The following is a 22,103-nucleotide window of genomic DNA, read 5'->3' on the forward strand; positions in this document are numbered from 1 at the left end:
GTCATACCTCGTTGAGCAGTTGAGCGGCATCCAATGCCGCGCGGCCCCGTGGGCCATGGAAGTATTCGTGAATCCAGGCGTCGTCGGTTTCCGAGACGACATCGATGGCATCCGCCACCAGTACCTTTTTCTGCGCCAGCACCGCTACGCGGTCGGTGATGGTGTACAGCGTGTCGAGGTCGTGGGTGACCAGGAACACGCTCAGGCCCAGCGCATCGCGCAGGGTCAGGATCAGTTGATCGAAGGCGGCGGCGCCGATCGGGTCGAGGCCGGCGGTGGGTTCGTCGAGAAACAGGATGTCCGGGTCCAGCGCCAGGGCACGGGCCAGGGCCGCGCGCTTGATCATGCCGCCGGAGAGTGACGAGGGGTATTTGTCGGCGGCCGACAGCGGGAGCCCGGCCAACGCCAGTTTCACTGCCGCCAGGTGCTCGGCATCGGGACGGCTGAGGCCGGCATGCTCTATCAGTGGCAACGCAACGTTCTCGGTGACCGTCAGCGAGGAAAACAGCGCGCCCTTCTGGAACAGCACGCCGAAGCGCCGCTCCACCAGTGACCGCTCGTGTTCCGACAGGCTCGGCAAGTTCTGCCCGAACACCCGCACCTGGCCTTCGCTGGGCTGGCGCAACCCAATGATGCTGCGCAGCAGCACCGACTTGCCGCTGCCGGAGCCACCGACGACGGCGAGGATTTCACCCTTGTACAAGTCCAGGTCGAGGTTCTCGTGCACGCTTTGCGAACCAAAGCGGTTGCACAGCCCGCGGACTTCGATCACCGCCTCAGTGGGCGTACGGCGTAAACGACTCACCAGCCCATCTCCATGAAGAACAGTGCGGCGACCGCATCCAGCACGATCACCACGAAAATCGATTGCACCACACTGGAGGTGGTGTGGGCGCCGACGGACTCGGCGCTGCCGCTGACCTTGAAACCTTCGAGGCAGCCGATGGCCGCGATCAGGAACGCGAAGATCGGCGCCTTGACCATGCCGACTAGGAAGTGCTGCACGCCAATGTCCGATTGCAGCAGCGACAGGAACATTGCCGGCGAAATATCCAAGGCCACGGCACACACCACACCGCCGCCGATAATGCCCGAGAGCATTGCCAGGAACGTCAGCATCGGCAGCGCCACCAGCAATGCCAGTACGCGGGGCAGCACCAGCAACTCCATCGGGTCGAGGCCCAGGGTGCGGATCGCATCGATCTCTTCGTTGGCCTTCATCGAGCCGATTTGTGCGGTGAAGGCACTGGCAGTGCGGCCCGCCATCAGGATCGCGGTGAGCAACACGCCGAACTCCCGCAGGAAGGAGAACGCCACCAGGTCCACGGTGAAGATGCTCGCGCCAAAACTGGCCAGCACCGTGGCACCGAGAAACGCCACCACTGCGCCCACCAGGAAGGTCAGCAAGGCCACGATGGGGGCCGCATCGAGGCCGGTTTGTTCGATATGCGCAACCATTGGAGTCACGCGCCAGCGCTTGGGCCGGAATACGCCACGGGCGAAGGTTTCGAGGATCAGGCCGATAAAGCCCAGCAGTTTCATGCCGTCTTGCCAGACGGTGTAGACCGCGCCGCCGATGCGCGCCAGCAACATGATGCCGGCGGCTTCTTCGGGTTCCTTGACCGGCACACAGAAGTCGTTCAGAGAGCGGTAGACGGTTTTCAGTAACGCGCGGTCGGCGGTCGAGAGGCTGCAGTCGGTCTGTTCGGCGGACTGTTCGATGCGCTCGGGGCCGAGCAATTCCACCAGCAGCGAGGCGCCGGCCGTGTCCAGGGCGCCGAGGCCGTTAAGGTCGATACGTGCGCCAGCGTCGTACTGGCCGTCGAGCTTTTCCGACAGCTTCTTCAGGTTGGCATAGTGGGCAAGCGTCCAATCCCCTGTAATCCTCAGCAATGGAGGCTGGGTGGACGTGTCCAGATGGGCTGCACCGGCCGTTGTGCTACTGGTCATAAGCTCCGAGCTTGTTTGGCTATTCCAGAATTCCTACGTAATAGCACGATCCTGCCTACTTTGGCGCGTCTGGCGTTGTAGCGCCCTGACCGGGGTCAGTCACCTTGAAGCGCAACACGCCGATCACTTGGCCATCTTCGGTCAGCACCCGTACCTGCCAGCGTCCTACCGAGTCGGGGGGGAAGTTCTGCTTGTGGGTCCAGGCCCGATAGCCTTCCTTGCGCCCACCATGGATGTCCAGGGCGATGCGGTCGACTTCCTTGCCGTTGAATTTCCACACATGGTAGATCCGCTCATCCAGACCGCGCGGCGCGTTGATCGCGGTGTAGGCATACAGCCCGCTGCTGCGCAGTTGGGCGGCGCTGACTTCTTTCAGGTCATCGCCGGGCGTGCGGTCCTGCAATTGGGTGCTGATGGCCACTTCGGTCATCCACAGCGTAGCGGGCGGCACCCAAGTGCGCAGGAACCAGCCGGCGCATCCAATCGCTGCGGTAACCCCCAACAGCATCGCCCAGCCCTTGATGCTACGCAGCGGCAGGCTCACGGCCAGGCTCGGGATAGAGAGCGCCATCGCCACGCCGAGGGCCAGTTTGTAACTCTCGGCGGTGGTCAGGTGCAGGATGATCGGCAGCGCGGTCAGCAGGGCTGCGAACAGGGTCAGGGTGTGCAGTGCGAGAAACAGCGAGCGCTTGGGTGCCAGCCACTTGTAGTACAGCGGGTCGGTGATCGATACCAGTGCCGCCGCGCCCAGCAGGCCGGTAAAGATCGACTGGCCGCTGTTCCAGGTGGTGGTGACAAAAAAGAACGGCAGGACAAAAAACAGGCTTTCCTGATGGATCATCTGCGTGGCGTAGCGCAGCAGCGGTTCGGGGATTTCCCGTTTGAAGACTTTGCTGAACAGCTGGGTGAGGCTGTTTTCGAGCATCAGCCATAACCAGCTCACCAGCATGATGATCGCGATCCAGCTGGCCATGCCTTGCTGGCGATCCACCAGGATGAAGCTGCCCACACCCGAGATGAAACCGCCGAGTGCAATCACCCCTGGGTAGCGCTTCATCAGCTCGAGGATGCGCTGGATGGTGTGAGTCAGGATAGGCATTCGGCAGTTCACAGTCTTTGTAGGAAAAATCCCAGACAGAATAACGTTTTAGCCGTTTTCTCGGGGCCCGATTACGCAATCCCTTTGCGATAACGCCACACGCCTAGTAACACAATCGCAATCAGCCCCAGTGCGCCTGCGGCGATCCAGTTGAGGCTATCGTAGCTGAACAACGGTTTCTCGATGCGCCAGTAGCCGTTCTGCTTGAACAACTCGCGCATGGCCTGGTTGGCTTGCTCCAGGCTGACGGCCTTGATGCGCTTGGCCGGGTCGCTGAAATGCCCTTTGGCGTAGTCGCCCGAGGCACTCCAGTAATAGTCGGCCAACGCGCTGTTGCCTTGAACGGCCCACGCCTGGCGGGCAATGGCGGCTTGTTGCAGGCGGGCGAAGGTGGCCGGGTTGAGGCCGTCCTTGAGCAGTTGGGCCCTGAGGGTTTCCAGCACGTGCTCGGCTTCGGGCAGGTTGTCGCGTTCAAGGTCGGCGTTGAGGCTCATGAAGCCGACGCCGCCCAGCACTTCGCGCTCGCTCCATGGGCCATAGGACAAGCCGTGCTGCAAGCGCAATTGACGATACAGCGCCCAATCCAGGTAGTCCTTGAGCAGGTCGAAGGTTTCATCGTACTGGTCGTCCAGTACCGGCTCGGGGAATAACCAGTGCAGCTTGGCGTTGTCACCGACCCAGCCGTGGATCAGGTCGCGGCGGACGGCGGCGGCGTGTTGAATCTCCGGCAACGGGCGATGTTCGCTGGGGTCAACCGGATCCAGTGCGCCGTAGGTGCGTTCGAGATAGGCCGGCAGCAGCTTGTCGAGGTCGCCGACGATGATTAGGGTCATGTTGTTGGGGGCGTACCAGGCCTTGCGCAGCTTTTCCAACTGGTCGCGGGTCAGGTGCTCGACTTCGGCCCGCTCGGCGCATTTGAGCCCCAGTTCGACGGCAAGCTGACTGCTGGCCTTGTGGCCGAGGTCCTGGCGGTCCAGCAGCCGTTGCAGGTGTGAGTAATGGCCGCCGTCTTCGCGCTCCACCACCTGTTTGGCGGCATTGATGTTGGCGTCGGTCAGTTGGGTGCGGGTGATGATGGCCAGCAGCAGGTCGAGCACCTTGCGCTGGTTCTGCGCCGGAGCCTCGATGACGAAAGTGGTGTCGGCATTGCTGGTGTAGGCGTTCCAGTCGCCGCCGAGGGCTTGCATGCGTTCTTCCAGTTCACCTTCGCCGCCACCGTCGATTCCGCTGAACAGTAAATGCTCCAGCAGGTGCGGCAGTTCCTTGTCTTCGCAACTGAAGTCATCCAGGCCCACACCCACCACCAGGCGGATTGCCACATGGCCGCGTTCGGTGCCCGGCTTGAGCAGCAATTGCAGGCCGTTGGGCAGGGTGTAGCCCTCGACTTGCAGGCGGTCAAAGGCAAAGGTGTGTGCCGAACCCATGAGCAGGCAGGCGAATAGCAGGCGACGCATAACAGGCTTCCTGGCGAGTGAGGTCCGTTGTTAACTGACTTCACTCGCCGTCGTACGTTCAGGGCGAATGGGTGATGTCGGCAATATCGTCCGCCGAGAGGGCGCCGGTGTCGGTGGTTTCCAGCACCACATAAGCGCTGCTGCAGAACAGCGAGTTGAGACGCTTCATGTCGGCAATCAGCTCCAGGTGCAGGGAACTGGTCTCCAGGCTCTGTACGATTTTACGTTGCAAGCGGCTGACGTGGGCGTGGGCCAGGCGACGCTCCTGGGCGCGGAAGCGGCGCTTTTCCCGCAGCAGTTGCCGGGCGCTTTCCGGGTCGGCACTGAGGAACACCGAGAGCCCCAGGCGCAGGTTGGCGATCAGTTGGGTTTGCAGGCCCGCGAGTTCCTCCAGGCCGACTTCGGAGAATGAGCGGCGCTGGGAGGTCTTTTGCTGCTGGACCTTGCGCAGCATGCGTTCGATCAGGTCGCCGGCCAGTTTCAGGTTGATCGACAGTTCGATGATCTCGGCCCAGCGTCGGCTGTCCTGCTCGCTGAGGTCTTCCCGGGGCATTTGCGCGAGGTAGAGCTTGATCGCGCTGTAGAGCGCCTCGACATCGTCGCTCAGGCTGCGCATTTCCTGGGTGATGGCGGTTTGCTTGCCGCGCAGCACTTCCAGCATCGAGGTCAGCATGTTGTCGATCAGGTCGCCCAGGCGCAGGGTTTCGCGGGCGGCGTTGGCCAGTGCCAGGCTTGGGGTGGCGAGTGCTGCCAGGTCCAGGTGGCGCGGCTTGGCCAGGCCGTTGACCTCTTCGCGTTCCGGGAGCAACCAGGCGCACAAGCGGGACATCGGGCCGATGGTGGGCAGCAGGATCAGGCAGCGAGTAACGTTATAGAGCAGGTGGAAGGTGATCACCATGCCTTGGGCGCTGTAGTCCAGGTTATCCATCCAGCCGACCAGCGGGTCGAGTACCGGGATGATCAGCAGCAAGCCGATCAGCTTGTACAGCAGGCTGCCCAGGGCCACCTGGCGCCCGGCGGCGTTCTGCATGCTGGTGCTGAGGAAGGCCAGCACGCCGCTGCCGATGTTGGCGCCGATCACCAGGCCGATGGCCACGTGCAGGCCGATCACGCCGGCACCGGCGAGGGTCGCGGTCAGCAGGACGGCGGCCAGGCTGGAGTAGGAAATCATCGCGAACAGTGCGCCGACCAGGGCATCGAGCAAGATGTCGCCGGTCAGCGAGGCGAACAGGACCTTGACGCCCTGCGCGTGGGTGATCGGGCCCGCGGCTTCGACGATCAGTTGCAGCGCAAGGATGATCAGCCCGAGGCCGATCCCGACACGGCCCATCTGCCCGGCGCGTGTCTGTTTGCGCGACAGGAAGAAAATCACCCCGAGGAAAATCAACAGCGGCGACAGCCACGACAGGTCAAAGGTCAGCACCCGGGCCATCAGCGCGGTACCGACATCGGCACCGAGCATGGTCGCCAGGGCGGGCATCAGGCCCATCAGGCCCTGGCCGACAAACGAAGTCACCAGCATCGCCGTGGCGTTGCTGCTTTGCACCATGGCCGTCACCAGGATGCCGGCGATAAACGCCAGCCAGCGCTTGGACATGTTCTGCCCGATGACCTGGCGCAAGTTGGAGCCGTAGACCCGCAGGATGCCGGTACGGACGATGTGCGTGCCCCAGATCAGCAGGGTTACCGCGGAAAGCAGATTGAGCAGGGTCAGCATGCTGGGCCCCCTGTGTTGAGTCGTGCTCCAATCGGAGCAAGTGAATAGTGCCGCGTGCCGTTCTACGTCTTGTACTTAAGCTGTAGTTGGCGAATGGGCTCGGCGCCAGCATCGCATAGCTAAAGTCGGGATTGAAACAAAACTGTCATGAAATCAGCTTTTTGCAGATGAAAAAAAGGGGCTCTAAAGCCCCTTTTTCAGCAGCGGGTCCAGGTTATTGACCCGGAATGTCCTTGCGCAGTTTCACAGGGTCCTGCTGTTTCTTCTTTTTCGCGATGGCGGTACGCATCTTGATGTTCACCGCTTCAACCGCCAGGGAGAACGCCATGGCGAAGTAAACGTAGCCTTTTGGCACGTGAACGTCGAAGGCTTCGGCGATCAGCACGGTACCTACCACCAGCAGGAACGACAGCGCCAGCATCTTCAGCGACGGGTGTCTGTCGATGAAATCGCTGATGGTGCCAGCGGCCAGCATCATCACGAGTACGGCGACGATGATCGCGGCCACCATCACCGGTACGTGGGAAACCATACCAACGGCGGTAATCACCGAGTCCAGGGAGAACACGATGTCGATGATCGCGATCTGGATGATGGTGTAGATGAACTTGCCACCGGCGCCCTTCGGCTCGTCGTGGGTTTCGTCTTCACCTTCCAGGGCGTGGTACATCTCCTGGGAGCTTTTCCACAGCAGGAACAGGCCACCGAAGAACAGGATCAGGTCGCGGCCGGAAATGCCTTGGCCGAACACCACGAACAGATCGTCGGTGAGGCGCATGACCCAAGTGATCGACAGCAGCAACAGGATCCGCGTGACCATCGCCAGCGCCAGGCCGAAGATCCGGGTACGCGCCTGCATGTGCTTGGGCATGCGGCTGACCAGGATCGAAATCATGATGATGTTATCGATGCCCAGGACGATCTCGAGGGCCGTCAGGGTGAAGAAGGCAATCCAGATTTCCGGATTGGTCAGCCATTCCATGTGTATTCCTTTGAGCGAGTGTTAGACCGCGCCAGCCTTAAGAGCCGGCGCAGTGAGTTGTACGATTATAGAGTGCTGAACAGCGGAAAAATCCCCATCAGCAAAGCGGCGACCATTATGCACAGGCACACCAGCACCGCCCACTTGAGGGTGAAGCGCTGGTGATCGCCAAATTCGATACCCGCCAGGGCTACCAGCAAGTAGGTCGATGGAACCAGTGGGCTCAACAAGTGCACAGGCTGGCCAACGATTGAGGCGCGGGCCATTTCCACGGCAGTGATGCCGTAGTGGCTGGCGGCTTCGGCCAGTACCGGCAGAACGCCGTAGTAGAAGGCATCGTTGGACATGAAGAAGGTAAACGGCATGCTCACCAGCGCGGTGATCACGGCCAGATAAGGCCCCAGCGCGTCAGGGATGACGGCAAGCAGGCTCTTGGACATGGCATCGACCATGCCGGTACCGGACAGGATGCCGGTGAAGATACCGGCGGCGAAGATCAGGCCGGTGACTGCCAGGACGCTGCCGGCATGGGCGGCGATCCGGTCTTTCTGCATCTGCAGGCATGGGTAGTTGACGATCATCGCGATACTGAAGGCCACCATGAACAGTACCGGCAGTGGCAACAGGCCGGCGATCAAGGTGCACATCAGGGCGAAGGTCAGTGCGCCGTTGAACCAGATCAGTTTCGGACGGCGGGCGTCCGGGTATTGCGAGACGCTGATTTCGCTGTGGTCGATTTCATCGCCTTGCAGGTGCAGCTCGCCCAGGCGTGCCCGTTCGCGCTTGCCGTACATATAGGCAATCACCAGGATGGCGACGACGCCGGCGGCCATGGCTGGAATCATCGGGACGAAAATATCCGATGGGTCCACGTGCAATGCACTGGCGGCGCGGGCGGTCGGGCCACCCCATGGGGTCATGTTCATCACCCCACCGGCGAGGATGATCAGGCCGGCCATGATCCGCGGGCTCATGCCGATGCGCTGGTACAGCGGCAGCATGGCGGCCACGCAGATCATGTAGGTGGTGGCGCCGTCTCCGTCCAGTGATACCACCAGGGCCAGCACGGCGGTGCCGACCGAGACCTTCAGCGGGTCGCCCTTGACCAGCTTGAGGATCTTGCGCACGGCCGGGTCGAACAGGCCGGAGTCGATCATCAAGGCGAAATAGAGGATGGCAAACATCAGCATTACGCCGGTCGGCGCAAGCTTGGTGATGCCCGCGAGCATCATCGGGCCGATCTGCGGGGCAAAGCCGCCGAACAGCGCGAACAGGATCGGTACGATGATCAGGGCGATCAGCGCAGACAGGCGCTTGGTCATGATCAGGAACATGAACGTGATGACCATGGCAAAGCCAAGGAAAGTCAGCATAGGAATACTCCAGGCGTAGCGCGGCTAGGGAATGGCGAACCGGTTGGGTCAGCGCAGAACGAAAGGCACGAGGCGTACGGGTGGAGTCGGGGCAAACAGGCGGGTACGGGCGGACATCGGGAATCACCATTGTTGTTGTTAACAACCGGTCTGTTGCCGGTAGTGGTGGGCGATCCTAGTCCCGGAAGCTTTCAGCCAGCTTTCGCTTGAGAAACGGGCTACGTTGAATGGACGACTGGTCCTGTATGAAATAAGGATGTGGGAGACAGAGCATGCATGAGCAACACCAAGGCGGCTGCCATTGCGGGCGGGTGCGTTATCAGTTCAGCGGGGCGTTGGTGGATATTGCCCACTGCCACTGTTCGATTTGCCGGCGGGTCAGCGGCGGCTTGGTGACGACCTGGATCACCCTGCCCCGTTCCGCGTTCGCCTGGGTGGCGGGAACGCCGGCGCAGTACGAATCTTCGCCGACATGCGTGCGGTATTTCTGTTCTAACTGTGGGGCGCATTTGGCGCTGGTAACGCAACTGAGTGCCGAGAGTATCGATGTGACCATCGCAACCCTGGATCACCCGGAGCTGGCCCCGGCAGATCGGCATATCTGGGTAGAGAGCCGATTGCCGTGGTTACACCTGGATGAGCAACTACCGGAAGAAGCCGGAGAAGCGCTCTAGGGTAGTTCGAACCCGCCGGAGGCCTTGTGCAGTGCGCGCAAGTGCTCGCCTAGCTGCTTGAGGTTGGCTTCACATGCGGCAATCTCCGCCGCGCGGGCCGGTTCCAGCAGCGCCCTCACCTCTTTGTCCAGATCGCCGGTCAGCGACTGCAACTGCTTCTGGCGCGCGGCGCTTTCTGATTCCAGGCGTTTGGATTCTGTTGGTTGTGGCAAGCCGTAACCGCTGGTGCCCAGCAGCTCTGCCGGGCGACTGAGGAAGCCACTGTTGGCGAGGATCTGCTGCAACGTCGCGTTGGCCTTTTCCATGCCGCCGTTCTTCAGCTCGCGGGCGCCAAGGTAGCGTTGCTTGACTTCATCCTGGGCCAGCATGAGCTGCTTGCGGAAGCTCGCCTGTTCCAGCAGCAACAAGGCGGCGCTGGCGCGCAGGTCGGCTTCGGCGAACCATGGGCGGCGCTCTTCGGCACTCAGTGACAACCAATCCTCCACTTCAGCCTGTTTGATCGGCAGGCGCTTTTTCAACACCTCGAACATCGCCTGGTAGCGCTCGCGGAAGGAGTCGAAGTGATAGCCGAGGCGCAGCGCGCGTTTTTTGTCGTCCAGTACACTGGTATCGGCCAGGCCTCGGCCCTTGAGGACTTCCAGCAGGCCATTGGGCGTGATGTTGTCCAGGCCGGTCAGCTGCGGGTTGGCGCTGCCGCTGCGTAACAGTTTCAGGCTCTCGACTGCGCAGTTGTTGGAGATGAAGAAGTAGTTGCCGTCGTAGCTCCAGTGCATTTCGGCGGCGTGTTCGACGGTATCGTTGATCTCCTGGCGCGTGAGCTTCAACGGCACCGACGCCAGGCCGCGCAGCTCGGTCTTGGTGTACTCGTCAATGACCTGAGACAGCGGCAGCACGAACAGCCGCGACGGGTATTTGCCGATCAGGCCGTCCCAGCTCGACAGTTGTACGTCACCGACAAACGCGCGGTAGGACAACACCAGGTGCTGGTCCAGGTCCAGGCGGCAGTCCGGGCCCCGTGGCCGGCCGGGGGCGCAGATCACCAGGCGCAGCATGCTGTGGCCCCAGCGACTCACGAGGTTCTGGTTGGCTTCGGCCAGCAGGTAGTCGATTTCGTAGACCCGCTCGGGGTCGACCTGGCCCAGTGGAGTCTTGGCGAAGTCGTTGCCGGCGTTGAGGAAGGCGTAGGTTTTGGCACAGGTGTCCTTGGCGGGCGGCGCCCAGCCAAAGTGTTCCTTGTAATAGCGGTACAGCGAAGGCCGGCGGCAGGCATAGCTCGGGTCGAGGAGGAAGTACTCCATGTTGACGGCGACGAATTCCAGCGGGCTGGTGGTTTCGTAGATGTCCGGGCTGCGGGCGACCTGATGATTGTTCTGTTCACGTTCGCCGCGACGGCCGACGTATTGCGGCCACCCGGCGAGGTCCAGCAGGCGTGGGTCATCGCTGAGGGTAAAGCGGCGGTCGTTCTGGCCCCGGCATTGATCGGGCAGGCCGATCAGGCCGGTGATGTTGTTCTGGCGGCTGCAACGCTGGATCAGCTTGCGGTCGGCGCTGGACCACAGGCGGGCACGGTCATAGATGTGGGTCAGTTCATGCAGCACGGTGGCGAGCATTTCCCGGCGCACGGTGCCGTGGGGGCGATTGGTTTTTTGCGTCGCGGCACTGCCGTCGGTAAGGCTTTCCAGCAAGTTGCTGTTGAGGTCCAGTTCGGACACCAGCGAAGCCTGGCCGTAGGCGTTCTCGGGCATCTTGTCGGTCCAGCCGACGTCGATGGTCCGGTCCAGTTGCTCGATGAAGCGCGGCGGCAACGCCTGCATCGCTTCATCCAGCAATGCCTGGCTCGCCTGCTGCTGGGCCGGGCTCAAGCCATCGGTCTTGAGCCGCAGTTGCAGGGCGGCCTGAGCCGCGCTGGCGCCCAGCAGCAAGGTGCCGGCCAGTAGCCAGGCGGCAATGCGCCTCACAGAGAGAGGATAGCTTCGGCGAGAACCTGGTCGCTGGCGTCGCGGGCTTCCGGCACGCGGGTTCGCAGGGTGTCGAAGGCGGCTTCCAGTTGAGCGCCACGAATCTCGCCATTGCTGGCAACGAAACTGGCGGCATCGTCGTGGGCTTCGCGTACGACTTTGGAGTCGCGGATGGACGTGGTGGTGTCCGAGGTGAAATCGATGGTACGGGCCGAGGCTCGGACGATGATGTTACTGGTGGCCTTCAGGGTTTGTGCCTGGGCAACACCGGCCAACAACAGCAGGCCGAGAGCGGCGGCGATCAGCGGGCTACGCATGGAATGACTCCGAAATACAAAGATGATTATTGGACGAGAATTGCTTGCGCCAGTTCAAGGTCACTGGCGTTAAGTTTTGGCTGGGTATGGCGCAGATAATCCAGCGCTGATTCCAGTCGGGCTCCCCGCCATTGGCCGTCAGTGGCAATGAAAGCGGCAGCGTCATCCTGGGCGGCCAGTATCAGTTTATGGTCGAACGGTGCGGAGGTCACTTTGCTGGTGGCATACGCACTGACAACGAGGCTCTGGGTGGACAGGTCAAAGGCCGGAGCTTGCGTGGACCAGCAGGTGCAAAACACTACGGGAGCGATCAACAGGCGGTATGAAAAAGCCATGGGACTCGACAACTGAAAACGAGCGCCAAGGCTAGCGCAATGCCCGGGCGAGAGCCAGCGCGGAGGGTTCGGGGAGCGCCTGGCGCCCCCTTTATCCCACCTGCGGTCAGATGGCCAGGATCGCCTGGGCCAGCTGCGCGTCAGTCGCGGTATTCAGTTGTGGAGCCTGTTGGCGGATCTGGGCCAGGGCGCTTTCCAGTTTTACGCCACGGATGGCGCCTTCGCTGGCAACGAAGCTGGCGGCGTCGTCACGGGCGGCACGTACGACCTTGTTGTCACGCAGGGAGGAAGTGGCATCGGAGGTGGCGTCTGAGGTGGCTTTCAGTGCGCCGACGATCGAATCCGTGGTCACGATCAGGCTGGAGGCGTTGGCATTGGCAGCCAGGGCCAGCAGGGCTGCAGCGCTCAGCAGGTGAAGACGGGACATGGGGTGACTCCTGTAAATGAACGAAAGGGTGGCACAAAGCTACTGCTTGAGCAGCGAGACCATGGGCATCAGACGCCCGTTCTACAGGGTTCGCCACGTGGTAGCCGGATATTAGCCGCCGCTTATCTGTTCGGATAGCTTCCTGCGGTGATTACTCGCGCCAGAACGATTTGGCCAGCTCAGATGCCCGGTCGCCGTGACTGATACCCGCATCGGACAATTCCCGCGGATCCAGTTGAGCCAGCAGCCTGCGTGTGCGGGCCCGTTGCCCCCAGCAGACGAGTGCTGCAGCGGTGCGCTTGAGTAGCTGTATCAACCGAGGGTGTTGCTGGTTTTTGGTATTCATGACGCGCGCCTTTCATGAGGTCCTGGAACACCATCTTGGGCTGGAGGGTGCTACCGGTACAGATACACGCGGGTTAAATTGTACTGCTTAATTGTTATGTTTTTTAAACTGTATCTGTCTGTAGAAAGCCGACTGTTTTCGCCATTGAAAATCCAAACCCCAGAAACAGCAGAACCCGCCGCCGGTTACCCGGGGCGGGTTCTGCTTTAACAATTCGGAGTGCTGGCGGTGGACCCGGTGGGTCAGGGCCAGCGGACGCTAATTAGCGCCAGAACGGCTTGCTCAGCTCTTCGTAGCGTTGTGCTTCGCTGATACCGGCGTCAGCCAGGAGACGCGAATCCAGACGAGCCAGTTGATGGCGGCTGGAGATGCGGCGCTGCCACAACATCAGGTTGGCGAGAACGCGCAGAGGCAGGGAAGCCTGGGTGTTTACAGCTTTTTCTTCGAAGAACAGATCGGAACTGAGTGTACGTTCCATGATGACATCCTTCCGCTTGTGGCGGGATTAGGTAGTGGTTTAACTGGTGCCAATGATCCTCCTCCCGCGCAAGACTCTCTAGATACAGTTCACCTGTATTGTGAGGGGCCAGTTAACTGTTTATAGGGGCTGTACTGTACGAAATTGAGGCAACTGTACCTGTCGGCACTTTTATGGTGCGTTTTAGGCGTTTATGGAGTTCGAGGTAGGATATTTCAGTAGGAAATGACCGGTACAGCAGTACAGTTTTTTATAAAAGTTGGGCTCGGAAGCTCGGGCTGATGAAACTGTGTTTGCATCAGCCCGAATCTGTATCAATCACGCCTTCAGCATATGCCCGGTTTCTTCCAGGTTGATGTGCCAACTCAGTGCTTCTCGCAGGATATGCGGGGTGTGCCCGCCCAGCACACAGGCTTGGGTGAAGTAGGTGTTCAGGGCATCGCGGTACGCCGGGTGCACACAGTTGTCGATGATGACCCGAGCCCGCTCCCGCGGCGCCAGGCCCCGCAGGTCCGCCAGGCCGACCTCGGTCACGAGGATGTCGACGTCATGCTCGGTATGGTCCACATGGCTGACCATTGGCACCACGCTGGAAATCGCGCCGGCCTTGGCAATCGACTTGGTGACAAAGATCGCCAGGTGCGCGTTGCGCGCAAAGTCGCCCGAGCCGCCAATTCCGTTCATCATCCGGGTGCCGCAGACGTGGGTGGAGTTGACGTTGCCATAGATGTCGAACTCCAGCGCGGTGTTAATGCCGATGATGCCCAGGCGCCGCACCACTTCCGGGTGATTGGAGATTTCCTGGGGCCGCAGCACCAATTTGTCTTTGTAGCGCTCCAGGTTGCCGAACACGTCGGCGTTGCGCCGTTCCGACAATGTGATCGAACTGCCTGAGGCAAAGCTCAGCTTGCCTGCGTCGATCAGGTCGAATGTGGAATCCTGGAGGACTTCCGAATACATCGTCAGGTCTTCGAAGGGCGACTCGATCAAACCGCACATCACCGCATTGGCAATGTTGCCGATGCCTGCCTGCAGCGGGCCGAGCTTGTTGGTCATGCGTCCGGCGTCGACTTCTTCTTTAAGGAAGTTGATCAGGTGATTGGCGATCGACTGGGTGTCGCTGTCGGGCGGCGTCACGGTGGAGGCCGAATCCGCCTGATTGGTGATGACGATCGCGACGATCTTTTCCGGCGGAATCGGAATCGCGGTGCTGCCGATACGGTCGTCCACGGCCACCAGCGGAATTGGCGTGCGGGTCGGGCGATAGCTCGGGATATAGATGTCGTGCAGGCCTTCCAGGTTCGGGTTATGCGCCATGTTGATCTCGACGATCACCTGCTTGGCGAAAATCGCGAAACTGGCAGAGTTGCCCACGGAAGTGGTTGGCACAATGTGGCCTTGCTCGGTGATCGCTACGGCTTCGATCACCGCGATGTCCGGTAGCTTGAGCTGATTGTTGCGCAGCTGCTCGACGGTTTCCGACAAATGCTGGTCGATAAACATCACCTCGCCGGCGTTGATCGCCTTGCGCAGGGTGCTATCTACCTGGAATGGCATGCGTCGCGACAGTACACCGGCTTCGGTCAGTTGCTTGTCCAGGTCGTTGCCCAGGCTGGCGCCGGTCATCAGGGTAATTTTCAGCGGTGATGTCTTGGCGCGTTCGGCCAAGGCGTGGGGCACGGCCTTGGCCTCACCGGCGCGGGTGAAGCCGCTCATGCCGACGGTCATGCCGTCCTGGATCAGTGCGGCAGCGTCAGCCGCGCTCATGACCTTGTTCAACAACGAAGGCAAGCGGATACGATCACGGTACATGGATTGTTATCTCGGGCTACGGAAGCAAGATGCGCAGTCTAGTGATTTCAAAAAATTTCGTCCCGCTACCATGGTCGAATGCCAGGCAGCGATTTAGAGCCTTTTGTCGGTTTTTACCGGCAATAAAAAACCCCAGCCTACTAAAGGCCAGGGTTTTGGGTATTGCGCTGGCGCAGTGTTTATTCGACGGCCTTGACCATGTCTTCGATGACCTTCTTGGCGTCGCCGAAGACCATCATGGTCTTGTCCAGGTAGAACAGTTCGTTGTCCAGGCCGGCATAGCCGCTGGCCATCGAGCGCTTGTTGACGATGATGGTCTTGGCCTTGAACGCTTCGAGGATCGGCATGCCCGCGATGGGCGACTTGGGATCGTTCTTGGCGGCCGGGTTGACCACGTCGTTGGCGCCTAGCACCAGCACCACGTCGGCCTGGCCGAACTCGGAGTTGATGTCTTCCATCTCGAACACCTGGTCGTAAGGCACTTCTGCCTCGGCCAGCAATACGTTCATGTGACCAGGCATACGGCCTGCAACCGGGTGGATCGCGTACTTCACGGTCACGCCGCGGTGGGTCAGCTTCTCGGTCAGCTCTTTCAGCGCATGTTGTGCCCGTGCCACCGCCAGGCCGTAGCCCGGTACGATGATTACGGTGTCGGCGTTGGTCAGCAGGAAGGTTGCATCGTCAGCCGAGCCGGATTTCACTGGGCGCGCTTCTTTCGAGCCGGCCGGGCCGGCGGCGTCTGCCGTGTTGCCGAAACCGCCGAGCAGTACATTAAAGAAGGAGCGGTTCATCGCCTTGCACATGATGTACGACAGGATCGCACCGCTTGAACCTACCAGCGAACCGGCGATGATCAGCATCGAGTTGTTCAGCGAGAAGCCGATCCCCGCCGCAGCCCAGCCGGAGTAGCTGTTGAGCATCGAGACGACCACCGGCATGTCGGCGCCGCCAATCGGGATAATGATCAGCACGCCCACCACGAACGCCAGGGCCAGCATCAATCCGAAGGCGCTGAGGTTGCCGGTGAACATGAAGGCCAGGCCCAGGCCCAGCGTCAACAGCCCCAGCACCAGGTTCAGCTTGTGCTGACCGCCGAACTGTACCGGTGCGCCCTGAAACAGGCGGAACTTGTACTTACCCGACAGCTTGCCGAAGGCGATGACCGAGCCGGAGAACGTAATTGCACCGATGGCTGCACCGAGGAACAACTCCAGGCGGTTACCGGCGGGGATCGAATCCCCCAGGTGTTTCACGATACCCAGCGACTGTGGTTCCACGACTGCGGCGATGGCGATAAACACTGCAGCCAGGCCGATCATGCTGTGCATGAACGCCACCAGCTCCGGCATCTTGGTCATTTCCACGCGCTTGGCCATGATCGAGCCGGCGGTGCCGCCGACCAGCAGGCCAACGATGACGTAGCCAATGCCGGCAGTGGCCAGCTCGGCGCCGAGCTTATAGATGAGGCCCACGGTGGTGAGCACTGCCAGCGCCATGCCGAGCATGCCGAACAGGTTGCCGCGCCGGGACGTCGTCGGGTGTGACAGGCCTTTAAGGGCCTGGATAAAGCAGATCGACGCGATCAGGTAGAGCGTCGTGACCAGATTCATGCTCATGACGATGGCGCCTCTTCTTTTGCTTTCGGGGCTTTCTTCTTGAACATCTCAAGCATCCTGCGGGTAACCAGGAAGCCACCGAACACGTTGACCGCCGCGAGGGCTACGGCCAGGGTGCCCATGGTCTTGCCCAGTGGTGTCACGGTGAGTGCGGCTGCCAGCATGGCGCCGACGATCACGATCGCCGAAATCGCATTGGTCACGGCCATCAGCGGGGTGTGCAGGGCCGGGGTGACGTTCCAGACCACGTGATAACCGACATAAATCGCCAGCACGAAGATGATCAGGTTGTAGATACCGGGGGAAATAAGCTCTTCCATCGTCTGAATCCCTGCTTAGGCGTTTTTGCGGATGACTTGGCCGTCGCGGCACATCAGGCACGCGGCGACGATGTCGTCTTCGAGGTTGATTTCAAACTGCCCTTCCTTGGTGAAGACCAGCTTCAGGAAGTCCAGCAGGTTGCGTGCGTACAGCGCCGAGGCATCGGCGGCGACGGCGCCGGCCAGGTTGGTCGGGCCGCAGATGGTCACACCGTTTTCCACGACCACCTGGTCTGCCACGGTCAGCGGGCAGTTGCCGCCCTGGGCTGCGGCGAGGTCGATGACCACCGAGCCTGGCTTCATCTGTGCGACGGTCTCGGCGCTGAGCAGGGTCGGTGCCTTGCGACCCGGAATCAATGCGGTGGTGATGACGATGTCGGCTTGCTTGGCACGTTCATGCACGGCCAGGGCCTGGCGCTGCATCCAGCTTGTTGGCATTGGGCGCGCGTAACCGCCCACGCCAACCGCGCATTCACGTTCTTCATCAGTTTCGTATGGCACGTCGACGAACTTGGCGCCCAGGGATTCGATCTGTTCCTTTACCGCCGGACGCACGTCGGACGCTTCGATGACCGCACCCAGGCGTTTCGCGGTAGCGATCGCCTGCAGCCCTGCTACACCAGCTCCAAGAATCAGCACGCGAGCGGCTTTCACCGTACCGGCGGCGGTCATCAGCATTGGCATGAAGCGTGGGTAGTGATGGGCGGCGAGCAGTACAGCCTTGTAGCCGGCAATGTTTGCCTGGGAAGAAAGCACATCCAGGCTCTGCGCGCGGGAGGTGCGCGGCGCGGCCTCAAGGGCAAAGGCCGTGATGCCATGCTCGGCCAGTCGAGTGATGGTTTCGTTGCTGAACGGATTGAGCATGCCCACCAGCACTGCGCCGCTTTTGATCAGCGTCAGTTCGCTGTCATTGGGGGCGACCACCTTGAGGATCAGCTCGGCGCCGAATGCATCACTGGCGTTGCCAATGGTTGCGCCTGCCGCTTCATAGGCAATGTCGACGACACTGGCATTGATGCCTGCCCCGCTTTGCACAGTGACCTTGTGGCCCTGGCCGATCAGCTTCTTGATGGTTTCCGGGGTGGCAGCCACCCGCGTTTCACCGGTCTGGGTTTCGAGAGGAACACCAATGTGCACGTCAAATCTCCTGCATGATCTTTTTGCTTTGATTTTTGTAAAAGGCCAGTGCGCCACGACAGGCGAATCTGGGCGGCCGATCAGCACGATCCCGCTGAAATACAGCGGGGCGCGGCATTTTGCAGGCGAACTTTACGGCCTTCAAGAGATTATGACGGGTGACGAAAAATTAACTACAAGTCACCCCGTGACCGATTGTCGCAATGGATAGATTAAAGTCGTTTAAATACAGGAGATTAAAGAGTTTTTACCGAAATATCAGCGCTTCTCCATCGCCGACGTGAATGCTTGGGCATCGCTGCAATTTTATGGCTACAGGCCAATACCTACATGGCTTAAAGGCCATTTCAGGGTCAAAAGATGCGGTCTTCTAAATTGCGACATATATATACATATGTAGGTATTTTATTTTGTTGACTACAAAGTTAATAAATTGACGAAGACCCTTTAGATATTGGGGTTGTAACGATGCGACTGATCAATCAGCCAGTCTCTGAACGCATGCAGAGAAGCTGATTCGACCTTTCTCTCGGGAATCATCAGGTAGTAAGCCTTTGAGCTCGCCAGTACCTGAGGGCTGGCAATCACCAAGTGCCCATCGCTCAGTTCCCTTTGAATAAGGAACGGCGGTATCAGTGCAATGCCCATATCGTGCATGGCTGCCTGGGACAACATGGAGAATAGCTCGTAACGCGGGCCTGTCATGTCGCGGGGTATGTCCAGCTGTTGCGCGTTGAACCACTGGCGCCAAGCATAGGGTCGAGTGGTTTGTTGCAGCAGGGGCAGTTCGGCGATTTCGTGTGCAGTGAAGTGCGTGCGATCGCCCAGCAAGCGCGGGCTGCATACCGGGAGCGGGTTTTCTCCCATCAGTTTGTGGGATTCGGTACCGGACCAGTCGGCATCGCCAAAGTAGATTGCCGCGTCGAATTCGGTATCGGCGAACAGGAAAGGCCGTGTGCGGTTGGTCAGGTTGACGGTGACTTCGGGATGCTGGTGCTGAAAGTCCTTGAGGCGTGGGATCAGCCATTGGGTGCCGAAGGTCGGGACCACCGCCAATTCAATAACGTTGGTGCCCTGCTGTCCCATGATCGAAAGGGTGTCGCGTTCCACGGCGTCAAGTTGCGTAGCCACCCGGCGACTGTAGGAAAGCCCTGCTTCGGTCAGTTTCACGCCCCGGCGCGAGCGTCGAAACAGCTCGACACTTAAAAACTCCTCAAGACTGGCGATTTGTCGGCAGATTGCGCCCTGGGTGATCGAAAGCTCCTGTGCCGCCTTGGTAAAGCTCTCGTGGCGGGCTGCAGCCTCGAAACTGACCAGCGCCGTGGTGCTGGGAATTTTTCTGCGCATGTACCGTGACCTCACAAGTAAAGAGCATCTATGCCGCTTTTGAATGTTACGGAGTGAGAAATTAGCACAAGGCTATGCAAAATCCTCGTTTGCCCTCCTCGCCTGCCCGGCCTAGGCTCCATGCACGACTTTTGATTTACTTCGCGAGGACTCACTCATGGGCGGTAAGGCAAGCTTCAACTGGATCGATCCACTGCTGCTGGATTCACAGCTCACCGAAGAAGAACGCATGGTGCGCGACAGTGCCCAACAGTTCGCCCAGGACAAGCTGGCGCCTCGTGTTCTCGAAGCCTTCCGCCATGAAAAGACTGACCCTGCGATCTTCCGCGAAATGGGTGAGACCGGCCTGCTGGGGGCGATGATTCCAGAGCAGTACGGTGGCAGTGGATTGAACTACGTCAGCTATGGCCTGATCGCTCGTGAAGTAGAGCGTGTGGACTCTGGCTACCGTTCGATGATGAGTGTGCAGTCCTCACTGGTGATGGTGCCTATCAATGAATTCGGTACCGAAGCGCAAAAGCAGAAATACCTGCCGAAGCTGGCCTCTGGTGAATGGATTGGCTGCTTTGGCCTGACCGAGCCTAACCATGGTTCCGACCCGGGCGCGATGATTACCCGCGCGCGCAAAGTGGATGGCGGCTACAGCCTCACTGGCAGCAAGATGTGGATTACCAACAGCCCGATTGCGGATGTGTTCGTGGTGTGGGGCAAGGACGATGCGGGCGACATTCGCGGCTTCGTGCTGGAAAAGGGTTGGAAAGGCCTGAGTGCTCCGGCGATCCACGGCAAGGTCGGATTGCGCGCCTCGATCACCGGTGAAATCGTCATGGATAACGTGTTTGTTCCTGAAGAGAACATCTTCCCGGATGTGCGTGGCCTGAAAGGACCGTTCACTTGCCTTAACTCGGCACGCTACGGGATCTCGTGGGGTGCCTTGGGGGCCGCGGAGTTCTGCTGGCATACCGCGCGTCAGTACACCCTTGATCGCCAGCAGTTCGGGCGGCCTTTGGCGGCTACTCAACTGATCCAGAAGAAGCTCGCAGACATGCAGACTGAAATCACCCTGGCGCTGCAAGGATGCCTGCGGTTGGGTCGTATGAAGGATGAGGGCACTGCGGCTGTGGAAATCACCTCGATCATGAAGCGTAACTCGTGTGGCAAGTCGCTCGACATTGCCCGGATGGCGCGTGACATGCTCGGTGGTAACGGCATCTCGGATGAGTTCGGCATTGCCCGCCACCTGGTCAACCTTGAAGTGGTGAATACCTATGAGGGTACTCACGACGTGCATGCATTGATCCTGGGGCGAGCGCAAACCGGTATTCAGGCGTTCTATTAATAGGAGAACGACCATGGGCGCGCTTTCGCACCTGCGGGTACTGGATTTGTCGCGAGTGCTGGCGGGCCCTTGGGCCGGGCAGATACTTGCAGACCTTGGCGCTGAAGTGATCAAGGTCGAGCGGCCCGGGAATGGCGACGACACTCGCGCCTGGGGGCCACCCTTCCTCAAGGATGCGTATGGGGAAAACACCACTGAGGCGGCGTATTACCTGTCTGCCAATCGCAACAAGGAATCGGTGACGATCGACTTCACGCGGCCGGAGGGCCAGAAGCTGGTGCGTGACCTGGCGGCGAAGTCCGACATTCTGATCGAGAACTTCAAGGTAGGCGGCTTGGCGGCCTATGGGTTGGACTATGAGTCGCTCAAGGAGATCAATCCGGAGTTGATCTACTGCTCGATTACCGGGTTTGGTCAAACCGGGCCCTATGCGACGCGGGCGGGCTACGACTTCATGATCCAGGGGCTTGGCGGGCTGATGAGCCTGACTGGCCGCCCGGAGGGTGAAGACGGCGCCGGACCGGTTAAGGTTGGCGTGGCGCTGACGGATATTCTTACGGGGCTTTACTCGACAGTTGCGATCCTGGCGGCCATGGCTCACCGGGATCATGATGGTGGCGGCCAGCATATCGATATGGCATTGCTGGATGTGCAGGTGGCTTGTCTGGCTAATCAGGCGATGAACTTCCTGACGACGGGCGTCTCTCCAAAGCGCCTGGGTAACGCTCATCCGAATATCGTTCCCTATCAGGATTTTCCTACGGCGGATGGCGACTTCATTCTTACTGTGGGTAATGATGGGCAGTTCCGCAAATTTGCCGAAGTGGCTGGGCAGCCCCAGTGGGCGGATGATCCTAGGTTTGCTACTAATAAGCTGCGAGTGGCTAACAGGGCGGTGCTGATTCCGTTGATCCGTCAGGCTACCGTGTTCAAGAGCACGGCTGAATGGGTGGCTCAGCTGGAGCGAGTAGGTGTGCCTTGCGGCCCGATCAATGACCTGGCGCAGGTGTTTGCCGATCCTCAGGTGAAAGCGCGCGGGTTGGCGATGCAGTTGCCTCATGCGTTGGCTGGTACTGTGCCCCAGGTGGCAAGTCCTATGCGCCTGTCCAAGACGCCTGTTGAATACCGCAGCGCACCTCCGCTGTTGGGTGAGCATACCCATCAGGTGCTGCAGCAAGTGCTGGGTTTGACGCCAGCGAATGTGTCGGCTTTGAGGGAGGCCGGGGTCATCTGAAGCTTCTCTTCTATATAGAGGGTTGTTGAGGCTCTCTATATGGAGGGAAGTTGGTCGGTTTTTAGCCAGAAATGCCTATTTGATAGAAAAGCTGAATTAAGGGTTGACGGCAGATTCTGGAAGTCTATAATTCGCCCCACTTCCGGCGCAGTCGAAACGGAAAACTCCTTGGTAAACAAAGAGTTATG

The 22,103-nt window shown here is 60.1% G+C and carries 21 protein-coding genes; 3 read left to right on the forward strand and 18 right to left on the reverse strand.

All coding sequences use genetic code 11. From position 1 onward, the window contains the following. Position 1: 1 nt before the first annotated feature. From HYE77_RS08400 to HYE77_RS08430, 7 genes are all read right to left on the reverse strand, one after another. Entirely contained in the window at positions 2–805 is an 804-nt protein-coding gene (locus tag HYE77_RS08400; protein ID WP_177068655.1) for an ATP-binding cassette domain-containing protein, read from the reverse strand. Then, positions 802–1,950, reverse strand: a complete 1,149-nt coding sequence (locus HYE77_RS08405) for an ABC transporter permease (RefSeq protein ID WP_032899919.1) — start codon at positions 1,948–1,950, stop codon at positions 802–804. Before HYE77_RS08405 ends, HYE77_RS08400 begins: the two co-directional genes overlap by 4 nt. Before the next feature lie 55 nt (positions 1,951–2,005). Further along, a complete protein-coding gene (locus tag HYE77_RS08410) occupies positions 2,006–3,049 on the reverse strand; it encodes a DUF5924 family protein (RefSeq protein ID WP_003214774.1) in 1,044 nt (347 codons plus the stop codon). 71 nt (positions 3,050–3,120) lie between these two features. Continuing rightward, the gene (locus HYE77_RS08415) at positions 3,121–4,503 is read right to left on the reverse strand and encodes a pitrilysin family protein (protein ID WP_177068656.1); all 1,383 of its coding nucleotides are present in this window, start codon (positions 4,501–4,503) and stop codon (positions 3,121–3,123) included. A 58-nt stretch (positions 4,504–4,561) separates the two neighbouring features. Further along, positions 4,562–6,220 carry a Na/Pi cotransporter family protein gene (locus HYE77_RS08420; protein WP_087694542.1) on the reverse strand — a complete coding sequence of 553 codons (1,659 nt, stop codon included), beginning with the start codon at positions 6,218–6,220 and terminating at the stop codon, positions 4,562–4,564. A gap of 214 nt (positions 6,221–6,434) precedes the next feature. Then, positions 6,435–7,202 (reverse strand): TerC family protein, encoded by a 768-nt coding sequence (locus HYE77_RS08425; RefSeq protein WP_177068657.1) that lies wholly within the window; start codon positions 7,200–7,202, stop codon positions 6,435–6,437. Positions 7,203–7,267: 65 nt separating this feature from the next. Next, positions 7,268–8,575 carry a CitMHS family transporter gene (locus tag HYE77_RS08430; RefSeq protein ID WP_003214766.1) on the reverse strand — a complete coding sequence of 436 codons (1,308 nt, stop codon included), beginning with the start codon at positions 8,573–8,575 and terminating at the stop codon, positions 7,268–7,270. 272 nt (positions 8,576–8,847) lie between these two features. Here HYE77_RS08430 and HYE77_RS08435 point away from each other — a divergent pair, with 272 nt between their 5' ends. Next, positions 8,848–9,249 (forward strand): GFA family protein, encoded by a 402-nt coding sequence (locus HYE77_RS08435; protein ID WP_008439652.1) that lies wholly within the window; start codon positions 8,848–8,850, stop codon positions 9,247–9,249. On the opposite strand, the gene HYE77_RS08440 is transcribed toward HYE77_RS08435, so the two are convergent. The 11 genes from HYE77_RS08440 to HYE77_RS08490 form a co-directional block, all read right to left on the reverse strand. After that, positions 9,246–11,207 (reverse strand): DUF4105 domain-containing protein, encoded by a 1,962-nt coding sequence (locus tag HYE77_RS08440; protein ID WP_003214762.1) that lies wholly within the window; start codon positions 11,205–11,207, stop codon positions 9,246–9,248. The genes HYE77_RS08435 and HYE77_RS08440 overlap by 4 nt on opposite strands. Beyond that, positions 11,204–11,524, reverse strand: coding sequence for a DUF2388 domain-containing protein (locus HYE77_RS08445; protein WP_003214760.1), 321 nt, complete (start codon positions 11,522–11,524; stop codon positions 11,204–11,206). Before HYE77_RS08445 ends, HYE77_RS08440 begins: the two co-directional genes overlap by 4 nt. 26 nt (positions 11,525–11,550) lie before the next feature. Then, a complete protein-coding gene (locus HYE77_RS08450; RefSeq protein ID WP_008439654.1) occupies positions 11,551–11,859 on the reverse strand; it encodes a DUF2388 domain-containing protein in 309 nt (102 codons plus the stop codon). A 106-nt stretch (positions 11,860–11,965) separates the two neighbouring features. Continuing rightward, positions 11,966–12,286, reverse strand: coding sequence for a DUF2388 domain-containing protein (locus HYE77_RS08455; RefSeq protein WP_008439660.1), 321 nt, complete (start codon positions 12,284–12,286; stop codon positions 11,966–11,968). A gap of 151 nt (positions 12,287–12,437) precedes the next feature. Then, positions 12,438–12,632, reverse strand: coding sequence for a DUF1127 domain-containing protein (locus HYE77_RS08460; RefSeq protein WP_003214754.1), 195 nt, complete (start codon positions 12,630–12,632; stop codon positions 12,438–12,440). A gap of 262 nt (positions 12,633–12,894) precedes the next feature. Continuing rightward, positions 12,895–13,110, reverse strand: a complete 216-nt coding sequence (locus HYE77_RS08465) for a DUF1127 domain-containing protein (RefSeq protein WP_003214752.1) — start codon at positions 13,108–13,110, stop codon at positions 12,895–12,897. Between the two features lie 318 nt (positions 13,111–13,428). Further along, a complete protein-coding gene (locus tag HYE77_RS08470) occupies positions 13,429–14,922 on the reverse strand; it encodes an acetyl-CoA hydrolase/transferase family protein (RefSeq protein ID WP_087694539.1) in 1,494 nt (497 codons plus the stop codon). 179 nt (positions 14,923–15,101) lie between these two features. After that, positions 15,102–16,538 (reverse strand): NAD(P)(+) transhydrogenase (Re/Si-specific) subunit beta, encoded by a 1,437-nt coding sequence (locus HYE77_RS08475; protein WP_177068658.1) that lies wholly within the window; start codon positions 16,536–16,538, stop codon positions 15,102–15,104. Next, positions 16,535–16,858, reverse strand: a complete 324-nt coding sequence (locus HYE77_RS08480; RefSeq protein WP_008439664.1) for an NAD(P) transhydrogenase subunit alpha — start codon at positions 16,856–16,858, stop codon at positions 16,535–16,537. The genes HYE77_RS08475 and HYE77_RS08480 overlap by 4 nt, the downstream gene beginning before the upstream one ends. Positions 16,859–16,873: 15 nt before the next feature. Further along, on the reverse strand, positions 16,874–17,995 hold the full coding sequence (locus HYE77_RS08485) for a Re/Si-specific NAD(P)(+) transhydrogenase subunit alpha (RefSeq protein WP_177068659.1): 1,122 nt from the start codon (positions 17,993–17,995) through the stop codon (positions 16,874–16,876). A 447-nt stretch (positions 17,996–18,442) separates the two neighbouring features. Next, positions 18,443–19,342 carry a LysR family transcriptional regulator gene (locus HYE77_RS08490; RefSeq protein ID WP_003214745.1) on the reverse strand — a complete coding sequence of 300 codons (900 nt, stop codon included), beginning with the start codon at positions 19,340–19,342 and terminating at the stop codon, positions 18,443–18,445. Between the two features lie 157 nt (positions 19,343–19,499). On the opposite strand from HYE77_RS08490, the gene HYE77_RS08495 reads away from it, so the two are divergent. Next, a complete protein-coding gene (locus HYE77_RS08495) occupies positions 19,500–20,681 on the forward strand; it encodes an acyl-CoA dehydrogenase (RefSeq protein ID WP_003214743.1) in 1,182 nt (393 codons plus the stop codon). A gap of 13 nt (positions 20,682–20,694) precedes the next feature. Next, on the forward strand, positions 20,695–21,915 hold the full coding sequence (locus HYE77_RS08500; RefSeq protein ID WP_177008995.1) for a CaiB/BaiF CoA-transferase family protein: 1,221 nt from the start codon (positions 20,695–20,697) through the stop codon (positions 21,913–21,915). Positions 21,916–22,103 lie beyond the last annotated feature (188 nt).

This window comes from Pseudomonas sp. IPO3774 (genome assembly GCF_013386835.1).
Lineage (GTDB): Bacteria > Pseudomonadota > Gammaproteobacteria > Pseudomonadales > Pseudomonadaceae > Aquipseudomonas.